This is a genomic window from Sinorhizobium americanum, from assembly GCF_001651855.1.
In the GTDB taxonomy this organism is placed as follows: Bacteria; Pseudomonadota; Alphaproteobacteria; order Rhizobiales; family Rhizobiaceae; genus Sinorhizobium; species Sinorhizobium americanum.
Genome location: NZ_LNQC01000076.1, coordinates 82,523 through 106,912, shown reverse-complemented (window position 1 = coordinate 106,912; position 24,390 = coordinate 82,523). Strand labels below are relative to the sequence as shown.

21 protein-coding genes are annotated in these 24,390 nt (G+C 62.0%); 10 read left to right on the top strand and 11 right to left on the bottom strand.

The window, feature by feature from the left end; translation table 11 throughout:
• Window positions 1–71: 71 nt before the first annotated feature.
• From ATC00_RS24585 to ATC00_RS24575, 3 genes are all read right to left on the bottom strand, one after another.
• Window positions 72–602 carry a DUF992 domain-containing protein gene (locus tag ATC00_RS24585; protein ID WP_064254763.1) on the bottom strand — a complete coding sequence of 177 codons (531 nt, stop codon included), beginning with the start codon at window positions 600–602 and terminating at the stop codon, window positions 72–74.
• Between the two features lie 219 nt (window positions 603–821).
• The gene (locus ATC00_RS24580; RefSeq protein WP_064254762.1) at window positions 822–1,418 is read right to left on the bottom strand and encodes a DUF922 domain-containing Zn-dependent protease; all 597 of its coding nucleotides are present in this window, start codon (window positions 1,416–1,418) and stop codon (window positions 822–824) included.
• Between the two features lie 88 nt (window positions 1,419–1,506).
• Complete coding sequence (locus ATC00_RS24575; RefSeq protein ID WP_064254761.1) at window positions 1,507–1,959, bottom strand: Lrp/AsnC family transcriptional regulator; 453 nt, start codon at window positions 1,957–1,959, stop codon at window positions 1,507–1,509.
• Between the two features lie 132 nt (window positions 1,960–2,091).
• Between ATC00_RS24575 and ATC00_RS24570 the strand changes: the two genes are divergently transcribed.
• Window positions 2,092–3,141 (top strand): ornithine cyclodeaminase, encoded by a 1,050-nt coding sequence (locus ATC00_RS24570; RefSeq protein ID WP_064254760.1) that lies wholly within the window; start codon window positions 2,092–2,094, stop codon window positions 3,139–3,141.
• Between the two features lie 21 nt (window positions 3,142–3,162).
• Here the strand turns inward: ATC00_RS24570 and ATC00_RS33075 are convergent, their stop codons facing one another.
• On the bottom strand, window positions 3,163–3,324 hold the full coding sequence (locus ATC00_RS33075) for a hypothetical protein (RefSeq protein WP_082912546.1): 162 nt from the start codon (window positions 3,322–3,324) through the stop codon (window positions 3,163–3,165).
• Here ATC00_RS33075 and ATC00_RS24565 point away from each other — a divergent pair.
• The 5 genes from ATC00_RS24565 (at window position 3,323) to ATC00_RS24545 (ending at window position 10,413) form a co-directional block, all read left to right on the top strand.
• Window positions 3,323–3,556, top strand: a complete 234-nt coding sequence (locus ATC00_RS24565) for a hypothetical protein (protein ID WP_064254759.1) — start codon at window positions 3,323–3,325, stop codon at window positions 3,554–3,556. The two genes, ATC00_RS33075 and ATC00_RS24565, sit on opposite strands and share 2 nt — an antisense overlap.
• Window positions 3,553–5,097, top strand: coding sequence for a M10 family metallopeptidase C-terminal domain-containing protein (locus tag ATC00_RS24560; RefSeq protein ID WP_064254758.1), 1,545 nt, complete (start codon window positions 3,553–3,555; stop codon window positions 5,095–5,097). The genes ATC00_RS24565 and ATC00_RS24560 overlap by 4 nt, the downstream gene beginning before the upstream one ends.
• 348 nt (window positions 5,098–5,445) lie before the next feature.
• The gene (locus tag ATC00_RS24555) at window positions 5,446–6,054 is read left to right on the top strand and encodes a TetR family transcriptional regulator (RefSeq protein ID WP_064254757.1); all 609 of its coding nucleotides are present in this window, start codon (window positions 5,446–5,448) and stop codon (window positions 6,052–6,054) included.
• A 38-nt stretch (window positions 6,055–6,092) separates the two neighbouring features.
• Window positions 6,093–7,232 carry an efflux RND transporter periplasmic adaptor subunit gene (locus tag ATC00_RS24550; RefSeq protein WP_064254756.1) on the top strand — a complete coding sequence of 380 codons (1,140 nt, stop codon included), beginning with the start codon at window positions 6,093–6,095 and terminating at the stop codon, window positions 7,230–7,232.
• 28 nt (window positions 7,233–7,260) lie between these two features.
• Window positions 7,261–10,413, top strand: a complete 3,153-nt coding sequence (locus tag ATC00_RS24545; protein WP_064254755.1) for an efflux RND transporter permease subunit — start codon at window positions 7,261–7,263, stop codon at window positions 10,411–10,413.
• A 148-nt stretch (window positions 10,414–10,561) separates the two neighbouring features.
• Here ATC00_RS24545 and ATC00_RS24540 read toward each other — a convergent pair whose 3' ends face one another.
• Window positions 10,562–11,002, bottom strand: coding sequence for a helix-turn-helix domain-containing protein (locus ATC00_RS24540; RefSeq protein WP_064254754.1), 441 nt, complete (start codon window positions 11,000–11,002; stop codon window positions 10,562–10,564).
• A 688-nt stretch (window positions 11,003–11,690) separates the two neighbouring features.
• On the opposite strand from ATC00_RS24540, the gene ATC00_RS24535 reads away from it, so the two are divergent.
• The 4 genes from ATC00_RS24535 to ATC00_RS24520 all read left to right on the top strand — a co-directional run bounded on the left by ATC00_RS24535 (window position 11,691) and on the right by ATC00_RS24520 (window position 15,440).
• A complete protein-coding gene (locus tag ATC00_RS24535; protein WP_064254753.1) occupies window positions 11,691–12,710 on the top strand; it encodes an AraC family transcriptional regulator in 1,020 nt (339 codons plus the stop codon).
• A 186-nt stretch (window positions 12,711–12,896) separates the two neighbouring features.
• A complete protein-coding gene (locus tag ATC00_RS24530; RefSeq protein ID WP_064254752.1) occupies window positions 12,897–14,333 on the top strand; it encodes a TadE/TadG family type IV pilus assembly protein in 1,437 nt (478 codons plus the stop codon).
• The gene (locus ATC00_RS24525; RefSeq protein WP_064254751.1) at window positions 14,330–14,860 is read left to right on the top strand and encodes a TadE/TadG family type IV pilus assembly protein; all 531 of its coding nucleotides are present in this window, start codon (window positions 14,330–14,332) and stop codon (window positions 14,858–14,860) included. Before ATC00_RS24530 ends, ATC00_RS24525 begins: the two co-directional genes overlap by 4 nt.
• A 10-nt stretch (window positions 14,861–14,870) precedes the next feature.
• Window positions 14,871–15,440 (top strand): TadE/TadG family type IV pilus assembly protein, encoded by a 570-nt coding sequence (locus ATC00_RS24520; protein ID WP_064254750.1) that lies wholly within the window; start codon window positions 14,871–14,873, stop codon window positions 15,438–15,440.
• Between the two features lie 614 nt (window positions 15,441–16,054).
• Here ATC00_RS24520 and ATC00_RS24515 read toward each other — a convergent pair.
• From ATC00_RS24515 to ATC00_RS24490, 6 genes are all read right to left on the bottom strand, one after another.
• A complete protein-coding gene (locus ATC00_RS24515) occupies window positions 16,055–17,866 on the bottom strand; it encodes a methyl-accepting chemotaxis protein (RefSeq protein WP_064254749.1) in 1,812 nt (603 codons plus the stop codon).
• Window positions 17,867–18,160: 294 nt separating this feature from the next.
• The gene (locus ATC00_RS24510; protein WP_064254748.1) at window positions 18,161–19,198 is read right to left on the bottom strand and encodes a capsular polysaccharide export protein, LipB/KpsS family; all 1,038 of its coding nucleotides are present in this window, start codon (window positions 19,196–19,198) and stop codon (window positions 18,161–18,163) included.
• A gap of 117 nt (window positions 19,199–19,315) precedes the next feature.
• On the bottom strand, window positions 19,316–21,484 hold the full coding sequence (locus tag ATC00_RS24505; protein ID WP_064254747.1) for a tetratricopeptide repeat protein: 2,169 nt from the start codon (window positions 21,482–21,484) through the stop codon (window positions 19,316–19,318).
• Window positions 21,485–21,486: 2 nt separating this feature from the next.
• Window positions 21,487–22,485, bottom strand: coding sequence for a glycosyltransferase family 2 protein (locus tag ATC00_RS24500; protein WP_064254746.1), 999 nt, complete (start codon window positions 22,483–22,485; stop codon window positions 21,487–21,489).
• Window positions 22,486–22,585: 100 nt separating this feature from the next.
• The gene (locus ATC00_RS24495) at window positions 22,586–22,942 is read right to left on the bottom strand and encodes a VanZ family protein (RefSeq protein WP_052035381.1); all 357 of its coding nucleotides are present in this window, start codon (window positions 22,940–22,942) and stop codon (window positions 22,586–22,588) included.
• A 38-nt stretch (window positions 22,943–22,980) separates the two neighbouring features.
• Window positions 22,981–24,330 (bottom strand): glycosyltransferase family 4 protein, encoded by a 1,350-nt coding sequence (locus tag ATC00_RS24490; RefSeq protein ID WP_082912545.1) that lies wholly within the window; start codon window positions 24,328–24,330, stop codon window positions 22,981–22,983.
• Window positions 24,331–24,390: the final 60 nt, after the last annotated feature.

The following is a 24,390-nucleotide window of genomic DNA, read 5'->3' as shown; positions in this document are numbered from 1 at the left end:
CAATCGCTGAGGTAAATCACATAGCCGTAGCTGTCGCCAAACGCGTTGAACCAGCGAAAGCTTGAGGCCTCTCAATTGACGGAATTAAGGGTCATCGACGTACCGGCGGCGGCGACGTTCAGCCCGAGCTGCCCCGTGACGCTGACGGTCTGGAGGTGAATCGACCCGGAGGTGCCGCCGACGAGCACATTGGCGCCCACGCCGGCGCCGACGGTCGCCTCCGCGGTCGCACCCTTGTAGAGGCCGCTCAGCGAGCCGTGGTGATAACCCGCCGTCGGCGCGAAGACCGCCCAGAGAAGCCGGCTGCGCATGGTGAAGCCGATATCGACGCCGAGCTTGCGGATTTCGCCGGTATAGCGATCCTCGATCTCATCGCCCCCCAGCGACCGGAAGACGCATTCGATCTCCTTCGACGATCCGAGAACATAGCCGGCGCCACCGCTAATATCGCATTCCAGGTAACCGATCTTGACGCCGTCTTGCTCGTCCAGCACCGGGGGCGGCGCGGGCTCCCGATAGGGAGCGAGGTCGGCTGCATGGGCGGCGAGGCCGACGAGAGACAGCGACGCTGCGGATAGGGTGGCGACGAAATTCCTGTGCATGCATACTCCCTTCTCGGACCGGCGGCGAGCTCGCCCTTCCGACGCAAATTCAGCATTGGACGGCGCGCATCGCCACGGAGGATGGACGACGCACGCGTGTAACGCCGCGGCACAGTTCAACTCCATTGAGACAATTCGGGGGCGTGTTTGTGGCCGTCACCAGCTTTTTGCGTGTATCTATTGCGGCCTACGGCGTCCTGCCTCTTCCCGGGTGCGACCTTATCCCCCGTTCACCAGATTGAGGATGAGCTGGTGAACCTTGCCGCCGTCGCTGAGTTCCGCGCGGTCGAAATCTCGGCTTTGCTGGCGCTGGGCATTGGAGAGCGCCCCGAGCCGCTTGGTCATTTCGGTCTTGATCTTGCGGCAGTGCGGATCGGCGGGGACGGTGAGACCGACGGTGGCCGCCTCGATCTTCTTCACCATGTCCTTGATGAAATCGCCATGAACCATTTCGTGCCTATGGACGCCATCGATGAACGCTTCCCAGTGTTCCCGTGTGCCCGCCGGCAGGGGTTTGGCGGGTTTCGGCAGGGTATAGGTGATGGCAAGCTTCGGGAGCGCCGACACGAGGACACAGGCATCGCCCTGGGGCTCGTATTTTCGCGACCAGGTCAGCTTGAAGCTCGTATGCGCGATGGCGCGCGTTGGCCCGAGCTTCGGACCGCGCTCGCCGATCGAGGCGTAGAGTTCCGGGCCGGATTGTCCGGCGATCGCGTAGTTCTTTACCTTCTCGACCGCCTGCCAGTCTGCATTGGCTGGCGAGGGCAGTGATCCCAGGCAGGCCAGCAGAATAAAAAGACGACCGCTCCTCGTCACGCAATACCCCCTATCGGACTTCCGTTGATTGCGGGCGGAACCTAACGGGCGGGCGCTCGGCTTTCAATTGCCGACATCGTGGAAACGCTCAAACGCTGCTCAAGAGAAGACTGGTTTCGCTGTTGGCCACGCCGTCGATCATCCGCACCTCGCGCAGGATGCGGTCGAATTCGGAAAGGTTCGCAGCGCGAACATTGGCGACCAGGTCCCAATTGCCGTTCGTCGTGTGCAGCGTGTGGATTTCGGGAATGCCACGCAGCTTGCGGATGACCTGGGTCGTCGATTTCCCGACGACCTCGATCATCATCACCGCTTGTACGGTGTTCAGGTCGTAGTCCTCACGGACGCGCACCGTGAACCCCATCAGCGTCCCGGTTTCCATGAGGCGGTCCAGGCGGTTCTGCACCGTACCGCGCGCGACGCCGAGCGCATCGGACAGCTTGGAAAGCGAAGCCCGGCCATCAACGCGCAGGTGCGCGATGATCCGCCGGTCCAGATCATCCGGCGCATATTTCGCGATGGACCTGTCTCTTGCTGCCATTTTGGTAAACTGCTCGGTTTAGCTGGCAAAATTGCACAATCCGGTGACGAAATTAGCACAGCTTTGCACTTTCGACCAGCAGCGCCTGTCATTACTCTCTTGGGATAGTCCGCACATGCAGGAGGAATCTCGATGCTCTCACCGCTCCCGTCCGCCAAGGCGATGGTGCCCTTCGTCAGCGTCGAGAACATGATGCATCTCGTTCACCACCTCGGCATTGAGACCGTTCTGGCGGAGCTCACGGATGCGATCGAGGCCGATTTCCGCCGGTGGGAGAGCTTCGACAAGACGCCGCGGGTCGCCAGCCATTCGCGCGACGGCGTAATCGAGTTGATGCCGACCTCGGACGGCACCGTCTACAGCTTCAAATATGTCAACGGCCATCCAAAGAACATCGCCGACGGGCTTCAGACCGTCACCGCCTTCGGCCTGCTCGCCGAAGTCTCGACCGGCTATCCCGTGCTGCTCACGGAAATGACGATGCTGACGGCGCTCAGAACCGCCGCGACCTCGGCGATGGCCGCGCGCCATTTGGCGCCGAAGGGTGCCCGCACCATGGCGATGATCGGCAACGGCGCCCAGGCCGAGTTCCAGGCGCTCGCGATGAAGGCAGTCTGCGGCATCGACACGGTCCGCCTTTACGACATCGATCCCCATGCGACCGAGAAGACGGCGCGCAACCTCGCAGGCTCAGGCCTCGAGGTCGTCTCCTGCCCGACCGCTCAGGCAGCGATCGAGGGTGCCGAGATCATTACCACCTGCACGGCGGATAAGCAGTTCGCGACGATCCTTACCGACAACATGGTCGGCGCCGGGGTCCATATCAATGCGATCGGCGGCGATTGCCCCGGCAAGACGGAACTGCACCGCGACATCCTCAAGCGCTCGGACGTCTTCGTCGAATATCCGCCGCAGACCCGCATCGAGGGAGAAATCCAGCAGATGGCGGCGGATTTTCCGGTGACGGAACTGTGGAAGGTGGTTACAGGCGCGGCAACGGGCCGCCGCGACGCTCGCCAGATCACGCTGTTTGATAGCGTCGGCTTCGCCATCGAAGACTTTTCGGCGCTGCGGTATGTGCGCGACCGTCTGTCCGGGACCGATTTCTATCAAAACCTCGACATGATCGCAGATCCAGACGATCCGCGCGATCTGTTCGGCATGCTGCAGCGCGCGAAATAAGGCGGCACATGGTGGCGCCGCCTACTGCTTTTTGAGCCGCGCCAGGGCTTCTGCCGCGTCCTTGACCAATGGATGGTCGGGATGGCGCCGGATGAAGCGCTCGTAGGCTTCCACCGTATCCTCCGCTTTCACTCTCGCGAATTCCGCCCGGACGGCCGCCTCGTGATCCGGAGGCTTCTGCATGTCCACCCCGCTTGCTTTTGCCGCGCCTGACGCTATAGGTGCAGCGCAAATCGCTGCTGCAATCATCGCGGCAAGGTATGACAGCGACCTCAGGAACGGCACCATTCTCTCCAATCTTATCGAGTTCGTTACAGCAATCGTAGGTGTTCGGAGCCTAACGTCGGCGGCAAACACTGCATTCTCCGAGCCCAACGCAATGGGCTCGTATCTGACCACTGGGAATATCGCATGAGCGGGACCGGCAAATCCATCATATCCGTAACGGCAACGGGCAACGATCTGATCGACGGCGTACTATCAGGTGACGCTTGGTCCGGCACCATTTACTACGCATTTCCCGCATTGAGCAGCAGTTACAGCTACGGCAAAGAGAAGTATTCGAGCTTCGGCTCCGTGTCGACGGCGCAGAAAAGCGCTGCGCTGTTCGCGATGGAGCAGGGTTATGGTTCGGCAGCCAATGATGGCTTCTCGGTCGAGGGTTTTACGGGTGCCAGGTTCGATCCGGGAAGTACCACCAGCGCTACGATTCGGTTTGCACAATCGGCCGTCCCGAGTACGGCTTACGCCTACATGCCGGGCAGCTATTCCCAGGCAGGCGACATCTGGTTCGGCACTAAATACATAGGCACGCCCGATGATTATCGACAGCCCGTCGCCGGCAACTATGCCTGGCACACGATCATGCATGAGATCGGCCATGCTCTCGGATTGAAGCATGGTCATGAGGCAGAGGGCGGCTTCCCCGGATTACCCGCCCAATATGATTCGATCGAATACTCGATCATGACCTACAGCGGCTATATCGGCGACGGCGGCTCCGACGGCTACGCCTACGAGGAATACGGCGCGCCGCAGACCTTCATGATGGCCGACATTGCGGCACTGCAGGAAATGTACGGCGCCGACTTCACGACCAACAGCGGCGACACCGTCTATAAATGGACGCCCGGTAGCGGCGCCACGCTCGTGAATGGAGCAGTCGGCATAGCGCCAGGCGCCAACCGCATATTCGCGACGATCTGGGATGGCGGCGGCAGCGATACCTATGACCTCACCGCCTACACGACGGCGCTCAAGATTGATCTGCGGCCAGGCAAGGCCTCGACCTTCAGCATCGACCAGCTTGCCTGGCTTGGCGGCGGAACGAACAAGGGCTTCGCGGCCGGCAACATCTTCAACGCACTGCTCTATCATGGCAAGACGGCATCGCTGATCGAGAACGTCAAGGGCGGTTCGGCCGGCGACGCGATCACAGGAAACCAGGCAGCCAACAAGCTATATGGCTATGCCGGCAACGACACGATGAACGGCGACTTGGGCAATGACCTGCTCTACGGCGGTATCGGTTCGGACAAGCTCTATGGCAGCAGCGGCAATGACGCTCTTGTTGGAGAAGCGGGCAACGATGCTCTCTACGGCGGGACCGGAGCAGACAGGCTCTACGGCGGCGCCGGTGCCGACACGTTTTCGTTCAGGACGCTGGCCGAAAGCACGGCCGCCTCAACCGGCCGCGACACAATTTACGATTTCCTAGCGTCACAGTCCGATCGGATCGATCTCTCGGCGATCGACGCCAACACGACCACGACTGGCGACCAGACGTTCGCCTTCGTCGGAACTGCCGCTTTCAGCGGCAAGAAGGGCGAGTTGCGTTACGACCGCGCTGCCTCAGACACCTATATCTATGGCGACGTCAACGGCGACAAGAAGGCGGACTTCGCCATTCACCTCGATGACGCCGTAGCACTGCAGAAGGGCTACTTCGTCCTCTAGAAGTGAGTAAGCCCCGTTCCGCAGCGAAATCCCGCTAACGGCGCGGCCGCGGCTTGTTCAGCGGCGCACTGCTTCGCAGGCGACGTAGGCTGACGCTCCTCGGCGGCGAACGAAAATTGATACTCCCCCGCTGAGAGCGATATCCGCGGCGCCTCCCGGCCCATCCTTCGTGCAACTACGTCGAATCATCTTGGCTGGTAGGCCCAGATCACCGCGATCTTTTCTCTCGCTATCGCTCCCCCCCAAATGGCCCGAGCGTCGATGGCGCGAAGCCCGACGATTGACAAGCATCGCCTGTCGGATTATGACTGACGAAATTCGAAATTCGTCACTCATCACGAATGAATCATGAGCGAACCGGCAGATAGCAGCATCGAGACGACCCGGCAGGAAAACATCGCGCGGATCCTAGATTCCGCCGAGCGGCTTTTCCGGCATTACGGCTACACCAAAACGAATGTGGCCGACATCGCGCGCGACCTGGGCATGTCGCCGGCCAACATCTACCGCTTCTTCAGCTCCAAGACCGAGATCCACCAGGCGCTTTGCGCGCGGATGCTGGAGGCCAGCTATCAGCAGGCCTCCGGAATTTGCCGGCTCCCCGTGAGTGCTACCGAGCGCCTGCGACGGTATGTGCTGGCGCAGCACAGGATGACGGTCGAAACCATGCTCGACGAGCAAAAGGTTCACGAGATGGTCGTCGTGGCAATCGAGCAGGAATGGCACGTCATCGAGAAACATCTCGACCGTATCGACAAGCTTCTCGCCGGCGTTATTCGCGAAGGTATCGAGGCCGGCGAGTTTGCCAAGCAGGACGCTGAGGTCGCCGCCCGATGCTTCGGCGCGAGCATTGTCACCCTCTGCCATCCGCAGATCGTCGCGCAGTGTCTCGCCAAGGAAAACCGCCCGACACCCGACGAACTGATCGAGTTCGCCATCAAAGCGCTGAAGAAGTAAGAGCAGCAGCCGCCAATACCGGATCAGGAGTCCGAACGATGTTTTCACCAAGAGCTTACAACCGGCCGCTCTTTGCCCATGTGCTCGCCCTTGCCGCGCTTGCCGCCGTGCTCTCCGGTTGCTCGCAGGAGAAGGCGGAAACGAAGGAGATCATACGGCCGGTCAAGGTGGTCGAGATCGCCGCCACGGGCGAGGCTCGCCGGCTCGACTATGCCGGTACCGTGAAGGCGCGCACCGAGATGAATCTCGGCTTCCGGGTCGGCGGCAAAATCACCAGACGGTTCGTCAATGTCGGCGACCGGGTGAAGCCGGGCGACCTTCTCGCGCGCATCGATTCGACCGACTATGAGCTCGCCGTCAGGAGCGCCGAAGCAACGCTCTTCGCCGCCGAAAAGCAGGTGCAGACGACATCCCTGACGAAGAGGCGGGCCGAGCAGCTCTTCACCAAGTCGTTCTCCTCCAAGGCCGAGCTGGACCAGGCGGACCTCCTTTACGACCAGGCGGTCTCCACGCGCGACGCGGCCGCCTCCAGCCTGAGCCAGGCGAAGAACCAGGTCGCCTATGCTGGTCTCAAGTCGGACCAGAGCGGCATCGTGACTGCGATCAATGCCGATGTCGGCCAGGTGGTCGGGACCGGCACGCCGGTCGTTACTGTCGCGGTTGATGGCGAAAAGGAGATCGAGGTTGCCGTTCCGGAACTGGACATCGCCGAGTTCACGCCTGGAAAGGCGGTCAAGGCGCGCTTCTGGTCGAACGACATGCTCACGCTGGACGGTCATGTGCGCGAGGTCTCCGGCAGCGCGGAGCGGCAGTCCCGGACATTCTCGGTGCGCATCAGCCTGCCCAGCGATCCGCGCGTCCTGCTCGGGATGACCGCGACCGTCGAGGCCGCGGCCGCCAACCCCGAGTCCCTCGTCTCCATTCCCTTGAGCGCGCTTGCGCAGAAGGACGGCAAGGACATCGTCTGGGTAGTCGATCGCAGCGCCACGACGGTACATGCCCGCCCCGTCACGCTCGCCGATTACGCCGGCGAACAGGTGCGCGTCGCCGAAGGGTTGCGGCCGGGCGATCTCGTCGTCGCCGCCGGTACGCAGTTCATGGCCGAAGACCTGAAGGTCAAGCTGCCTCTTGCCGAGCAGCAGTCCGCCCGCGCCGAAACGGGCGAAGTCGTCCGCTAAGACCAATCAACAGAACGGAAATACGCCGATGCACGCCGCCAACGGGGACAAGAAACCGTTCAACCTCTCGCGCTGGGCAATCGGCCATCCGAGCATCGCGCGGTTTCTGTTCGGACTGATCATCATCACCGGCGCACTCGGCCTCGTTCGCATGGGGCAGCGCGAAGATCCGGAATTCACCTTCCGTACCATGGTGGTTCAGGCCGTCTGGCCCGGCGCCTCGATAGAGGAGATGCAGGACCAGGTCGTCAACAAGATCGAGCGCAAGCTGCAGGAGACGCCGCATCTCGACTTCGTCCGCTCCTACACCCGCGCCGGCAGCGCCGTCATCACCGTGCAGATCGAGGGTGACACCACCGCCGACGACGTCGCCGATGCCTTCTACCAGGTGCGCAAGAAGGTGGGCGATATCGCCAACGAACTGCCGGACGGCGTCCTCGGTCCTTATTTCAACGACGAGTTCGGCGATACTTTCATCACGCTCCATGCGATCAGCGGCGACGGCTACAGCTATCCCGAACTGAAGCGCTTCGCGACCGAGGGGCGCGACATGCTCTTGACGACACCGGGCGTCGAGAAGGTAGTGATCCTCGGGGACCAGCCGCAGAAGATCTACATCGATGTTTCTTCCAAACTGCTTGCCGCACGCGGGCTGACGCTCAACGACCTGCGCAACGCCGTCGCCGGACAGAACAATGTCGATCCCGCCGGCACTGTCGAGACGGGCATTCGCTCGGTTCGCATTTCCGTCGACGGCGATGTCAGGCGCGCCGAGGATATCCGCGAGCTGAGGCTGCGCGCCGGCAATGAGACGATCCGGCTTGGCGACATCGCCACCGTCAGCTCGGGGCTCGAAGATCCCTATTCGCGCAAGTTCCGCTTCAATGGCCACGATAGCGTCCAGATCGGCGTGGTGATGGCTAAGGGGCATAAGGTCACCGATGTGGGCAAGGCCGTGGAGGCGACTTATGAGCGGTTCGAAACCTCCCTTCCCTACGGCGTGTCGGTCGAACAGATCTCCAACCAGCCGGAGGTCGTAACCGAGGCAATCAGCGAATTCAGCCATGCGCTCGTCGAGGCGTTGATCATCGTGCTCGTTGTCTCGTTCCTATCGATCGGCTGGCGCTCGGGCCTGGTGATCGCCATCGCCATCCCGCTGGTGCTGGCCGCCACTTTCGCAATCATGTACGAGCTCGGCATCGACCTGCAGCGTATTTCGCTCGGGGCGCTGATCATTGCGCTCGGCCTCCTCGTCGACGACGCGATGATCGTCGTCGAACTGATGGAACGGAAGCTCGAGGAAGGGCTGGTGAAGATCGAAGCGGCGAGCTTTGCCTATTCCTCCACTGCCTTTCCGATGCTGACGGGTACGCTGATCACCACGGCCGGCTTCATTCCCGTCGGCTTTGCGGAGTCGACCGCGGGCGAGTATGTCCGCTCGCTCTTCTATGTCGTCGGCATCGCGCTTGTTGTCTCCTGGTTCGTCGCGGTCTATTTCACGCCCTGGCTCGGCTACATGATCCTGAAGCAGCGCCACCATGCGGGAAGTCACCACGACGCATTCGATACCCGCTTCTACCGGCGTCTCCGTGCAACCGTCAGCTGGGCCGTGCGCCACCGCGTCATCGTCCTTGTGATGACGCTCGCAACCTTCATGGCGAGCCTTTGGGCGTTCCAATTCATTCCGAAGAACTTCTTCCCGCAGTCCTCGCGGCCGGAAATCCTGGTCGATCTCTGGCTGCCGGAGGGCACGAGCATCCAGGAAGTCGAAAGGCAAGCCAAGGCGCTCGAGGCGCGCATGATGGATGACGAGGACAAGCGCTTCATCGCCACCTATATAGGCGAAGGCATACCGCGCTTCTTCCTGCCGCTCGACCAGCAGCTCCGCAACCCCAACTTCGCGCAGCTCCTCGTCATGGCGAAGGACGAGTCCACCCGCGAAAGGCTGATCGTCAAGTTGCGGACGATCCTCGCCGAAGATTTCCCGTCTATCCGCGCCAAGGTCGACCGCCTCTTCCTCGGTCCGCCGACCGGCTGGCCGGTGCAGATCCGGGTCATGGGGCCGAATCGCCAGGAGGTGCGCCGCATCGCCGATCAGGTGAAGGCGAAGTTCTACGCGAATCCGCTGCTCGGCGCGATCCACGACGACTGGCTGGAGCCCGTGCCGGCGATGAAGCTGGTGATCGACCAGGACCGCGCCCGGGCGCTGGGCGTCACCTCGCAGCGCATCCGTCAAATGCTGCAGGCGGCGATGTCCGGCGTTCCGCTCGACGATTTCCGCGACGGCGAAGAGACCGTTTCGATCGTGGCGCGCGAGCCGGATGGCAACCGCCAGCTGCTTTCGGCCGTCAACTCGGTCTATGTGCCGACGGATTTCGGCAGCTTCGTGCCGGTCTCCCAGGTGGCCAAGGTGGTTCCGGTCATGGAGCAGGGCATCGAATGGCGGCGCGATCGTCTGCCGACCATCACCGTGCGCGCAACGCTGCCGGACAGCATCCAGCCAAACGACGTGACCCTCAAGCTCTATGACGAACTTCAGGGCCTGCGTGACGGTCTTGCCCCGAACTACAAGGTGGAGATCCAGGGCGGTGCGGAAGACAGTGCCGAGAGCCAGGCATCGATCGCCGCCAAGGCGCCGATCATGCTGCTCGTCATCGTCGTCCTGCTGATGGCCCAACTCCAGCACTTCGGCAAGTCGATGCTGGTGCTCGCGACCGGACCGCTCGGCATCATCGGTGCGGCTGCGGCCCTGCTCATCAGCGGCGCTCCCTTCGGCTTTGTCGCCATCCTCGGCGTCATCGCGCTGCTCGGCATCATCATCCGCAATTCGATTATCCTCGTCGACCAGATCGACCAGGACATTGCAGCGGGCATGGAACGCTCCGAGGCGATCATCGGCGCAGCGGTACGGCGCTTCCGGCCGATCGTGCTGACGGCGCTGACCGCCGTCCTCGCGCTGATTCCGATCTCGCGCGGCGTGTTCTGGGGACCGCTTGCCTACGCGATGATGGGCGGCATTCTCGTGGCGACGGTGCTGACGATCCTGGTGCTGCCGGCCGGCTACGCCTTGTTTTTCGGCAGGGAGCCCAAGGCAGCCGAGCCCGAAGGCGAAACCGCCGAGGCGACCACGGCGACGATCGAGGACAACTCCGCCTATCCTGCGCCCATCGCCGCCGAATGACCTGTCGGGCTCATCCACGCCGCCGCGTTGACTGTCGCGGCGGCGACGCCCTCATCCAAGGTGAGCCGAAACGCCTGACTGGCGGCCCACATCTTCGATGGTGCGCTGTAGCTCGAGAAAGTCGTGATTGGCTACGGTGCCGGTGGCCTTATTCCGCTGCTATAGGTGCCTCTTCCGCCGTCGGCGCCAAGGCTTTGACGAGTGCCACGATCTTCCGCCGAACCTGCGGATCGTTGAGGCGGGCAAAGGCGCGGTTTAGAGCCACGCCCTCCTCGGTCGCGAGAAACTGCAGCATCTCATCGCTGGAGGTTACCGCGGCGCCATTGTGCTCCGCAGCGTTCGTGCTCTCCGGGCCGCCTTCGAAGAAATAGGACACCGGCACGCTCAGGACCTCGGCGGCACGCTGAAGGCGGCTCGCCCCGACGCGGTTCAGGCCCTTTTCGTATTTCTGCACCTGCTGGAAACTGACGTCGAGCGCCTCGCCGAGCTTCGTTTGGCTCCAATCCAAAGCCAATCGGCGCAATCGGATGCGGTTGCCCACATGGATGTCGATTGCGCGGGGTTCTTTCTTGTTCGGTCTGACCTGCATTCGTTCTCGTTCCCACCTTGTTGGAGCGTCCTGCGTTCAATCAAGCGCTATGGATTGCTCCGCAGGACACCACGTTCAGTAGAAGCCAGGGCCTGCGGGAGTAGTTTTCAACTTAAAATCACCACTTCCTTGAATATGTCGGACGGCTTACAAAAGACATACGGAAACAACTGCTCCAGTATCCGCATAGCGCAGGGCTTATCCCGATGGCGACGCTTTCCGTCTGCAATGATCCTTCGGCGGTGAACGTGACGCTCATCACACGGAGCTGAATGTTCCTTGATTGCCGATTTGGAGTGAGGATGAACTGCCCGCGCGGTCAACTGCAATAGGCGTCGCGATGCCGCGATTGGATCAATACCCACGCGCTGCCGGTCGCATCATTCCGCCGCCCGCGCCCTCGATCAGTGGGCGAGCCTCGTCCGCGCTTCGATTGTGCCCGCCACCTGTGAAGCGTGACGCTCATCCGGCGCCGGCGATCAATTTCTGCGAAATCCGGCTGCGTTTTTCGCTTTTTGGATAGGCGGGTACACATAACCGTTTACGCCATAGCTAATATACGTTCTATTTGTACGATAAATGCGGGACAAGGCGAGTACCCATCAAAAGGAGGTGGCGTGAAGCTGAGACCAAAAAATGTCATTCGAGGCGCCAAGCGGCATGGCGCCGCTGGTTTTTTGGAAACTTGATGAGGTACGTTCCTCAGCGACCGGCTTTCCGCATTGTCAAAGCAGATGCCGACGAAATGTCAGAGCATTATGCAAGGACATTGTCGCCCGCGAAGGTTGAACCCTTGCAAGTCGGCGGGCACATCTCGGTCGAGGATCGCCACTATTCTGCCGGGCCGTTCAGCATCTGGGCGGGCATGTGCCATTCGGGCATGAAAGTCACGTTCTCGCGGCCGTCCGATGCCTTCGTGCTCTACCTGCCACATTCGAGCGCCATGGAGATCGATGTCGGCCGGAAACGCCTTCTGTCGACACCTGGTACGGCCATGGTCGGCAATATGGCGCAATTCGAAAAGCTAACGATTCACGAGAATCGCGGCCATATCGGCATCGCGTTTGAGAAATCGGCGATGGTCCGCCAGCTTAGCCAGCTCCTCGACGCCCCGGTTCTTGGAGACATCGACCTTTGTGCGACCTTGGAAACGGATTCGGCCGTCGGTTCCAGGCTCGCAGCTCTCGGAAGCCTGCTCTGGGATTGTTTCGACGGCGAAGACCGGGTGTCAACGACGGCGACGACACATCTTTTCCAGGCAGCAATGGTCATGATTCTTGAATCGGTCCCCCACAACTACAGCGCGCGACTGCAAAAACCAATGTCCCCCGCCATGCCACGAAACCTGAAACGGGCGATCGAATACATGGTTGCCAATATCGCCGAGCCCATGAGCGTCGCCGAAATCGCCCGAGAGGCCGGCACGAGCGTGCGTGCCCTGCAGACGGCCTTTCAGCAGTTCAAGGATACCACGCCCTTGAATTTTCTTCGGCAGATGCGGCTTGAAGGTGTTCGCAAGACGCTTTCCGACAGTGCCAACGCACTCTCGATCGCGCAGGTGGCACGCGCCTGGGGCTTCACCCATATGGGGCGGTTTTCCGCGATCTATCATGACGCCTTCGGTCAGACGCCATCCGAAACGGCCAAGCTCCATAGCCGGCGCGGTGCCGGCGTGGCATCGTCACGATCGACCGACAGCAGCCGCTGACCGCCGAGCGGCTCCCGCCCGCCCATCTCAGTCATCGCCGGCGCCGTTCTGACCGCCCGCATTGCTTTCCTGCGCAATCCGGATAGGCGCGCGCCAATCGGCCAGCCGCAGACGGCGCTAATTTACTCACGAATAATATTTGCAATGCACGATCGGCACGCGAAGTAACAAAGCTGGTCACTTAACATGCATTTCGATCTCGGCCTATTCCGTCAGCTGATCACCGGCCGAATGGCAAACATTGTCCGCGACAAGGGCGGCAATGTCGCGCTGACGGTCGCAATCTGCATGGTTCCCATGCTTCTCGCCGTCGGAGCCGGGCTCGACTATACGCGCGCCTACAACATCCAGAGCAGAATGCAATCCGACCTCGACGCGGCGCTGGTGGCGGCCATCAAGGAGATCGACGACTACGACGAGGACGCAATCGTCGAAAAGATGAAGGAGTGGTTCGATGCCCAGTCGGAGAAGCAGAACGCCACCTATGACCTGACGGACATCAAGGTCGACAAGACCGGTCACACGATCACCGCTTCGGCGAGTGGGACTGTGCCGACGACGGTCATGACCCTGGCGGACATCAAGACCGTTCCGGTCGGCGTCGTCAGCGCCATCGAGGGGCCGGCTACTTCTTACCTCGAAGTCTACATCGTCATCGACAAGTCGCCGTCGATGCTGCTTGCGGCGACGAGTGAAGACCAGCTGATGTTGCGCGCTGACCCGAACATAAGGTGTGAATTTGCCTGCCACAGCACCGAAGACAGCGAAAAAGTTAGGAAGAATATGACCGGGTCCGTGTTGGCCCCCAGCTATTACGCCTACATTGAGAGTCTCGGCGTGAAGCTCCGCACGGACGTCGCACTCGACGCCGTTGAAGAGGTACTCGACATGATCGACGCGGCGGATGAGGACCATGCGAGGATCAAGGTCGGACTATACAGTCTCGGTGACACTATTACAGAGGCCCTCGCCCCAACATACTCAACCAGCACCGCGCGAAAGAAGCTTTCCGATGACGCTAGTGGACTAACGAGCGCCACGTCCACCTCGACGACCGATTTCAAGACGTCACTGAAGGCTCTTCAGAAGAAGGTGGGGACCGCCGGCGACGGCACGTCGGCCGCTTCACCGCTCAAACTGGTCCTTCTGTTGACCGATGGCGTCCAGTCGAGCCGCAACTGGGTCATCAACAACGTCGACTGGAAGAAAGCAAAATGTCTCCAGACTAACTCCGTGGGAAATTGTAGCCGACACACCTCCAACTCCGGCAAGAATTGGGGAATTGTGGCGCCTCTCAACCCAGACTGGTGTGGGTATCTCAAGAATGACGATGCCACAGTGGCCGTCCTCTATACGGAGTACCTCGCCATCCCAGAGGACTGGGGATATAACGACACCCTTGACGACACGATGGCGAAGAGCAGGTGGACGTCGACATGGGGCGGCACGCTGCATAGCGGCGTGAGCAGCAGCACCACCAGACACGACTACATCCCGATCGCGCTGCAGGACTGTGCCTCCTCGTCCGACCTGTTCATCTCCGCCGCCTCGGAAGACGAGATCACCGCCGGGCTTTCCACCCTCTTCAACCAATATCTGACTTCGGTACGGCTCACCCAATGACGAGCCGTTCGAAGATCACGCTTCTGCGCCGGCTGCTGCGCGACAGGTCGGGTGTTGCCGCCATTGAATTCGCGCTCCTCGCCCTGCCACTGTTCACCATCATTTTCGGCATTCTGGAATGTGCGGCGATGTTCTTCATCGACACGGCCCTCGATGCGGCGGTTCACAAGGCCGCTCGCCTGATCAGGACGGGCCAGGCCACTGCAGAGAACATGACCCTCCCCGGCTTCAAGACGGAGGTCTGCGGCAACCTGCTCTATGTGCTCGACTGCGAAGACAAGCTGCTGGTGGCCGTCGACACGCTCACCGACACGTCCTCTTCCGGCGCGATGAAGGCGATCAACAGCAGCGGCGCCGTCTCGATTACCGAAGGCTTCGAAATCGGCAAGGGGAGCGACTACGTAATGGTCCAGGCTTTCCTCCCGTGGAAGCCGATCGTCAGCCTCTACTCGCTTTCGAGCTCCACACTCGCGGACGGCAGCTACCTGATGGGCGCCTCCGTCCTGCTGCGCAATGAACCCTTCTGAGGATGCCCGTATGACACCGATCGCCAAGAGAACAGTCGCCCTTCTGCGGCATTGCCTGCGGAACCGCGACGGGGCTTCCGCGATCGAGTTCGCTTTCCTCTTTCCGATCCTGCTGCTGCTGCTCGCCGGGCTGGTCGACCTCGGCCAAGGCCTGACGGTTCGTAGGAAGGTCAATCAGATCGCATCGACGAGCAGCGAGATCATCGCCATGCAAAGCAGTTGGACGGAGGCGAGCGTCGAATCGATCCTCGACGGCGTCAGCACCATCGTGCAGCCCTATGACACCGACGAACTCGCGATCGTTCTTTGCGTTCTCGACATCGACAGCAAGGGCAAGGCGACCGTGAACTGGTCTGCCGCCTACGGCACGACCGCCCTCTCCTCAGGGCAGGACTCGCCCGTCGAGGTCCCCGAGGAACTGCGCATCGAGGACGTGCAACTGGTGGTGACTCGCGTCCAATACAAGCTGGATACGATCTTCTCAGGTCTTTTCGAAAGTTTCACGGGCGGCGGCTCTTACGAATATGACCAGCACTTCTTCATCCGGCCGCGAAACGGCAACATGATCACCTACAGTTAGGCTTCATACGGCCGTGACCCCTCGCCGGAGTGTGTTTCTTGAGGACTTCAACTGTTCCGAACGCCGGTCGACAGATGCGAGTAATCGCCTCGGGATTGCGTGCCGTAATACAGACGCAGACTAGACACGTTTGTGCCACGACATTTACCTGAGCATTAGTACACGAAATAATATACATAAAGAGAAATTGCATCCTATTGTTGATTGTTACTGTACACCTCACGTTCTCAGAAGCCGCACCGCGCTATTTTGCGTGAACCGTATACCTTCTTCGCAATGCGGATATGGATATCATCTTCGACTATAGCCTAGCGGCGGTCAGTCCGCTTACACTCCCTCTCGTGGGTGCAGGGCAGCCTTGGGCATGATGCCCTGGGTATCGTGCCAGCGGCTTGGTTTGCCGCTGGCACGTGCCGCTCAGCTGCAAGCTTGCGAAGCGTCTCACCCATCAGAGACCCCACTGGCGCCGACTGTTCCAAGGACAAAGATCTTCCCAGCCGCAGCCGTTACAGCGCCATGCGTCTTTTCAGACGCGCCGGACGCGTAACACTATGAATCTACGTATCGTGCTTTCCGAAAATTGATTCCGATTTTGGGCCGATGCACTACGCGGCTCAGGCAACGCGGCGCAGCGACCCGGCGTTGGCGCTTATCTGAAACCGTCCCGCAATCCGATCGAGATCGAGCACCTCTTCGCTGAGGGTGCGGCAGGCGGCATTCGTCTCTTCCACCATCGCTGCGTTTTGCTGCGTGACCTGGTCCATCTGTTGCAGAGCGGCGTTGATGCCGTCGAGGGCGGAGGATTGCTCGTCGGCCGCGGTGACGATCGTGCCGATCAGGCCGCTTACCTGCTGCATATGCCCTTCGATGCCCGTCAGTGCCGAACCGGTCCGGTTGACCAGTTCGACACCGTCGGCGACCTCGCGGGCCGAGGTTTCGATCAGCTGCTTGATTTCCCTGGCTGCGGCAGCCGAGCGGCTGGCGAGTTCCCGAACCTCCTGCGCGACCACCGCAAATCCCTTGCCGGCCTCGCCGGCTCTGGCCGCCTCGACTCCGGCATTCAAGGCCAGCAGGTTGGTCTGGAAGGCGATCTCGTCGATGACATTGAGGATCTGCCGGATGCGTGTCGAGGAGCCGGCGATCCGTTCCATGGCGGCGACCGCATCGCGGACGACGGCCGCAGAGCGTTCCGCGCCGTCCTTCGCCGTGCGCATCACCAGGCTTGCTTCCCTTGCACGCTCCAGCGAGGTGCGCACCGTGGCGGTGATTTCGTCACAGGCGGCGGCGGTCTGCTCCAGCGACGCGGCCTGGTGTTCGGTGCGCTTTGCCAGATCGTCGGTCGCGCTGGCAATCTCCGACGAACCGGAGCGCAGCCGGCCGGTTGCCTGGAGCACACCGGAAATCGCTTCGGCAAGCTGCTCGACGCTGCCGTTGAATTCGCTGCGGAGCCGTTCGAATTCCGGGGCGAAGCCGGCGTCGATATGCGCCGTGAGATCGCCGGACGACAGGCGCCCCAATCCGCCGCTGAGCTGATCGATGACGGCACGCCGATCCCTTTCCTCCGCTGCCTGTTGCCCGCGGAGCGCCGTCTCCTGCTCGTCCCGGCGGCGACGTTCTTCCTCCGCACGCTCTCGTATGCTGCGGCGCTCGATGGCCGCCTCGCGGAAGACGGCAACGGATTTCGCCACCGCGCCGATCTCATCCGTGCGATCCGAAAACGGTACCGTCCGGCTGTAGTCCCCGCCGGCGAGCGTCTCCATATAGGACGACATCGCCGCCAGCGGCTGGACGGCGCGGCGACGGAAGTACCAGAGGCCGGCGGCAAGCAGCAGCACCGAGATCACCGAACTTGCCGTCGCCGCCATGGACAGGCGGTCCGTATCCACCGTTGCAGCCGCTTCCTCGCCGGCCTGGAAAGCGACAGCCATCTGCACGAGTTCGTTCACAGCAACCTCGTGATGATGGAAGCTGTCCTTCAAGGTGCTCAGGGCCTGACCGGCCCCGGCAAGGTCGTCTGCCTGCAGCGCAGGAAGGAACCGCTCTTCCATCACCTGCCAGAAGAGATCGGCCCTGGCGAGCACCCCATCTTCCAGCTTCTTCATCAGGGCCTCCGGCGCCGATGAGGACTTCCAGTAGACCCGCCGCTCGTCATAGGCGCGCTTCAGCGCGCCGATCTTTTCCTGGTTCATGGCGGCGAGCTCCGGACTGGCGACCGCCTCCATCGCGAGCATATAGGATTCGACCGTGTAGAGGGGCGGTGGAAGGATGTCGGCAACGAGATCCTTGCCGTAAACGATCTGGGTGTAGACCGGCCCGTTCACCCTGAGCTTGTCGAAGGCGTATGTCTTGATGCCGATCGAGACCAGCAGTCCGACCGCGATGATTCCGCCGAACACAATCATGCCGCGTGCAATGTTGAGTTTCATTTGTCTGCCCCTAAAAATGTCTGTCCCGCAGGGGACCCTCGAAAAATGCAGAAATCAACTTTGTGGGCACGCGTGAAAGGTGTCTCACAGCGCGAGTCCTCGCGGTGCCAAATCTCCGTCGTCGCAGGGGCAACCACGCCCGCGCCACAATAATTAGTTGCATTCCATGATTGCAGAATGGTTAAGAGGGCAGCAGCCGTGGATTAAATCGATACAAATGTGTGGAAAGCGGGATACCGCCCAACCATTTTGCGCCTGTCGGAGGCACCGGGGGTTGAGGGCGCCGATCGAGTGTTACAGCGACCTTTGCACGTCCAATGACACGAGGCGATGTAGGAGGTCCATTGCGGTAAAGACATCCATCGGCCGCCAATCTTCCGGGTCGCGGTAGCTTGGATAGAGCCCGAGGGCGGCAGCGGTGATTTGGTCGGCCGTCGGCCTCGCTACGGCTCGCCGGGCCAAGGCGAATTCAGCCCCTGGGCTCACCCGGTCTTCCGTCAACCCCCATCCTCCGTAGAAGGGCACCGCGTAGCAGCGCACCGGCAATCCCCTCAACAGCGCATCGAACCCGACCTGGCTCGAAACGGTCCAGACCTCGTCTACGACATCGAGGATCGAGGCGACCGAGACCTTGTCGGCGAGCAGAATGACGCCGGGGGTGCTGGCGGCGCGTTCCGTGATGTACCCCTTGCGATAGCCCGCCATCACATCCGGATGGGTCCTGACGACACATTGCGCGCCGCTTGCCAGCGCATCGTCCAACATACGGTCGAACGAGCGGCGGCTGCCGAGCGCGCGCCCCACCGAAACATCGCCGAAGACCTGGTCGACCAGCAGGATGCGCCGCCGGCCGCTCGGCACGATCGACGGCGGGCGATGCGGCAGGTTGTTGTATTTGGAGAGCCTGTATTCGACCATTCGCTCGCGGATGCGCTGGCCCAACGCGTCATGTCCGCCGCCTGCCGCCTCGGCGATCAGCAGTTCGAGCCGCGAAGCCTGGCCGCCGTCGACCGGCAATGCCAGGTCGTCGGCGATGATCGAGACGGGAGCATCACCATCCTTGCCCAAACCGACCGAACGCAGGAAGCCGTCCTCGAGGTGCCAGTGCGGCAGCCGCCGCACGCGGGCGACCGCCATCGCCGCCTTTGCGGGGATGCGCCCGCCCCAGGAGATGATGCCCTCGATCCCGGGCGACAGCGTCGAGGCGAGCGGCCCGCCGCCGAAATAACGCCCAAGCCAGGGAAATGCATTACGCACGAAGAATGTCGCACCGAGGCGGCTGCCGGGCTTCGGCCACCAGGTCTTGCCGCCAATCTCGGGCAAGCTGTCCATCGCTTCACAACACTCCATGCATCTCACGGACCGACAGCGTCGTTCGACCGCCCTCAGTGGCGGACCAAAATCAGGTTGAGGCGGGAAATGCAATCGCTAACTCGGTGCGCGGCGAACTCAGCCGTCCTCGAGCTCCAAGAGGAAATAGGTCGTCGGCCCATAGGGCGTATCATTCGACAGGCGGAAGGCGATGGAACCGGCGCCGCTGCGCACCGGCGGATAGACGGTGCCGTCCAGTCCGACGGGAGATATCTTCCATTTGGCCCTTCTCTTAAGCGCAAGATCGACATTGCCCTTGCGGATCAGCACAGGCAGGCTGCCGAAATCCTCGATGACCTTCTCCTCGCTGTCTCTGAAAATCATGCCGCTGTTCTGGGCGTCCGTCGCAAAGATCAGCAGCATGCGGCGGCTTTGTGCGAGCGAGGGATGACGATCAATCGCCGAAAGGGCGACGAGGCCGTCGCCATCCGCCTGCTCAATGCGGAGAATGCCGAGATCGATCGGCTCGCGCAACGACGAGAATGCCGCCGCCTCCGTTGCCGTCGTCGAGACCCGCAACTGCCCGGCGCGGCGATCAAGCCGGATCTGGCCGGTGTCGCTCTCATGGAGGCCCGCTTCCGTGTCGGTCTGATTGATGCCAGAGAGCGAGCCGCTGTCGCGAAGAGCCGTCAGTATTTCCTCTGCTGCCTGCGTCCGCGACTGCGCCACGCCGACACGGTCGTCGATGTTGTCGGCAGGAACGAGGCCGATGCCGCCGGTCAAGGCGAGCTCGGTGAGGCGCTCCGGCTCGCGGGCCTGCATATCCTCGCCGAGATCATCCTCGCCGCGCACGGCAAACGGAACGGTGAGGCCGGAGGTCGCCACATCGCCGCGCCGGTAAAGAAGGGCGGCCAGCGTTTCGCCGGCCCGCGCCACCGGGTCGAGCGCAATCGCATAGGGGAGCATCGCGCGCTTGTGCGGATAGGGCTCCCCGTAGGCAAGCACGATCGGCCCGTGGCCATGCCGGCAGAGCACGTCCCACCCCTGCAGCGACGCATAGGCCGGCATGACCAGACCCGCCTCGTAGCGGTAGCGGTTCCAGAACAGGTGGTCGTACTCGCTGACGATGAAGGGTTTTCCGATCCAGCGCGCCGCGGCGATCATCCTGAGGTAGTTGGCGCCGTCGGCAATGGAACTCACCTGCAGGAGGGCGCTTCCCGGGGCATAGCCGCCGACCCAGTCGTGATAGGTGTTCATGGCGATCGCTTCGACGTCGCGCCGGCTCAGCGCGGTCTGGATCGTCGGCCAATTGTTGTAGGCGCTGATCAGGCCCCTATAGCCGAGATCGCGCAGCGACCGGCTCATCCGGGTGGCCGATGCCCGCTCCAGTTCAGTGAAGAATGCCTGCAGGTCACGCATACGGAGGCTGTCGGCGTAGCGATCGGGCGGAAGCCTCACTGTGCCAGTTTCCAGCCGTTCGTCGTCGCCAAGCTTTCCCCAGGCCTGCGCGAGTTGGTCGGTTGAGGCGTAGCGCTTGGCGAGCCACCGGTTAAAGGGTGCAGCAAGCGCTTTTTCATAGGCGGGTTCGCCCGGCCGCTCATGCACGACGCTGTCGAATTCGATGCCGTTTTCATTGGCGAGGATCACCAGCGCCAGCGCATCGTCGCGGATGGGCGCGATGCCGGTGTAGGGATTGACCCGCCCCAGGAACGTCTCCTGCAGCCTCTTCCAATGCACGAATGCTTCTTCATCGAGGTGCAGACGCAGCTTGAGATCGCCATTCGCCTCCCAGCGGTCGTCATGACCGCCATAGGCTCCGCGCGGCGACGAAAGCCCGTCGATGATCCAATAGATGCCGTTGCGCTTCAGCGCCGCGAGCAGGTAGTGGATGCGGTCGAGGGTCTCCGGATCGAAGTCGAAGTCCTTCTGCCGGCCGAACATCAGGCTCGCATCGGTAAAATGTAGCCGCGCGATGTTGTAGCCATGAAGCGCCAACTGTCGGGCGTAGCGCTCCGCCCCCTCGTGATCCGGGAAACCGCCCGAGGCCGGGCTCCAGGCGAGCGAGGAGCAGAGCATCCTGAGCGGCTTTTTCGGCGACTGCGCATGCGCCAGCCGCCCTCCCTCTCCCGCGACAAGGCGATGATCCGCGTCGATCACGCCATTCGGCAGAAAGCTGGAAAAATCGAGCGGGCTGCCCGGTTGGACTTCTAGCGAAACGTCGCGGACCGGCACCCACTGGTCGGAAGCATTCGCCGGCGGCATGAAGCAGCCGAGGAAGATCGCCGCGGCAGCGAGCAATAAACGCATCGTCACGCCGGTTTCCTGAGGATTCTGCTCTCGATCAACTTGTCCGGTCGTCGACGGCTTCTGAGCATTCCGACGGGCAGCGCCGCCGCGTGAAAGAACCAGGCGACGACCGTGTAGAGACCCATGCTGAGGCTGCGTTTCTTAATGCCTGCCAGGGCAACGACACCCGCGATCATGGCGAGCACGATGCCAATGGCGACAAGCTTGTCCGACAGGAAGACGATAAGGCAAAGGCAGAACAGCCACCAGAGATGCACAAGCCCCCACAGCCTGAGTTCCGGCAGTTCGCGCAGAAGCTGGGGGAAATAGCGCTTGCCGAGCGAGGCGCGCAGGAGCTCGCCAATGCCGTAGAGATACTTGCTCTTCCAGCGACGCATTAGCAGCCGGTAGGAATTGACCGTGTGACCGAAATGCTGGACGAAGCGCCGATCGAGGCGGTAAAGGCCCCAGCCGGCGCTTCTCAGCCGGATGCCGAGATCGAACTCCTCATAGCCGTGCAGATTGCGGTCCGACAAGTAGCCGACGTCCTCGATGGCACTGCGCCGGTAAAGTCCGCCGCCATTCATGCGGTCGATCTGTCCCGTCCGATTTTCCGGAGCGTTGCGGTTGACGCGCCGCGCAAATTCGAGGTTCGCGACGTGCATCTCCTCGACGTGACCGGTCACGCCCGCAATGGTCGGGTGGTCTTCGAGAAAGCGGACGGCCTCGTCGAGAAAATCCGCATCCAGCAGCATGTCGCCGTCGATGAGGCAGACATAGTCATGGCGCGAATATTGGAAGCCGAGCTGCGGCCCGATGCCGCAACTTGGAAGCGCCGGCGGCACGATCTGCGCGATGACGGTCGGATATCGTGCGGCGATCTCGATGGTGGAGTCCGACGAGCCGCTGTCCGCGACAATGACCTCGCCGCCCCGGCGCTGGAGTGCCGTCAGGGCGCTCTCGATCGTTGCGGCGATTCGCTTTTCTTCATTCAAGGTCTTGATAATGACGGATATCGCCAAGAGGGCCCCCAGATAGCGTGCGCCGGCTTTCCGCTCGCCACACCATGCCGCCGAAATGCACTAAGCCGAACTTTCTACCTGCGATGGCTTGCGTTTTGGTTTACTTCGCAGCCAGTAACTGCCGCCCGTGGCGGGCGGCGCACCAGGCTGCACCGGCGCCGCATGCTGCGCCGGCCATCTTGACCGCAAGGTCGCCCACGCGCGCGTGGCGATCGGCCGACAGCATCTGCAGCAATTCGAAGCCAACCGCCGCTCCAAACACCAGACCAAGAACAAGGGCAATGCGCTGCGGATAGGCGGCGGCGAAGAGGAAGCCGACCAGCCCATAGGCACCGAACCGCTCGACGTGAACCCACGTGCCGATATGCGGACGCATGGCGATCGGCGACAGAGTCGAGACGGCGATCAACGCCAATAGGAACCACGCGAGGATCGCAGCCGCGCGCCGCAAATTCATGATCGCTTTCTTGCGCCCGTCTCGGCGCTTCGCGAAGATCATCTTGCCAGCGCCCGATAGACCGCTAGCGTCTTTTGCGCGACGCTCGCCCAGCTATGGGCCGATTCCACATGAGCGATCTGCGCGCTGACCGCGTCGTCACTCGGGGGATTTGCTATTTTTCTGACGATGGCGGCGGCAAGGGCATCGATGTCGCCGAGCGGGAAATAGTCGTCGGTGGCGAGGGCGAGCTCGCGGTTGGCGACGATGTCGCTGGCGAGCACCGGCAAGCCATGGGCCATCGCCTCCAAGAGGGCGATCGGCATGCCTTCGTGGCTCGATGGGAGGACGAAAAGAGCCGCATTGGCGAAGAGTTCGGCCAGCCTGTGACCCGACTGGAAGCCCGTCAGGACAACGCCGGGCACGCCTTCGGCCAACGCCTTCACCTCAGCCGCATAGGGCGTTTCGAACTCGGCGCTCCCCGCCAGGACAAGTTTGACGTCCGTATCGCCGAGACCTGCGAAGGCCCGGATAAGGTCGGTTTGGCGTTTTTCCGGAACGAGCCTCGCCGCAAGCAGAATGTACCGGCGGCGCGTCAGACCGAACTCATCGAGTATGCCCGATTCGCCGCGCCAAGGAGAAATTGCGACGCCGTTCGGGACGAAATCCACCGGCACCCCGTAGCGCTCGCCCATCGTCTCCACGATCTCCTTGGAAATGCCGATGCGCCCATGCGCAAGCCGCATGCCCATGCGCTCACCGAGCTTCAGCATGCGTTTCGCGAAAGTGCTCCATTTCTGCCGGTCGTAATCATAGCCGTGATGGGTCACCACCACCTTCAGGCCCAGGAGTCGTGCCAGCGGCACCAGCAATGCCGGGCCAATCGCATGAATATGCAGCACGTCCGGCCGGCGCAGCGCGGCGAAACAGACGCCGACGAAGGTGTGGACGATTGCCTCCAGCGCCATCGACCGCGGTGCCCAGAGCGGGAAGACGCGAATTTCGCTCCAGGAATAGGAGGAGGCCTTCGCGAGGTAGCGCTGCCGTCCGATGACGTCGACACCCCAGCCAAGGGCCGCGAGCCTGGCGGAGAGCATCTCGACATGCTTTTCGACGCCGCCCTGCACATCGGGTATTCCACGCAGGCCCAGCATCATCACGCGCGGACGCGCAGCCGCCTTTTGGATGGACGGGTGAAATGCTTCGAACTGGTCCGGCGACAATGCAGTGCCGAGGCCGGAGGAAGGCCCCTCGAGCAGCACGGCCGTCGCAAGGCCCTGCGTATCGACGGAGCGCAGCTTTTCGGCAAACCCCTCGCCGCTACGAGCGGGGTTGACCGCGGTCGCCGAACCCCTCGTCTGCTGCGGAGCAAGATCCCGCGAGACTGCCGCTGCCGTCTGACTGCTCATGGTTGTCCCTGCCCCGGAAGTTCCCTTTCGGCAGCTTTTACGGGCAGAACACTTTCGCCG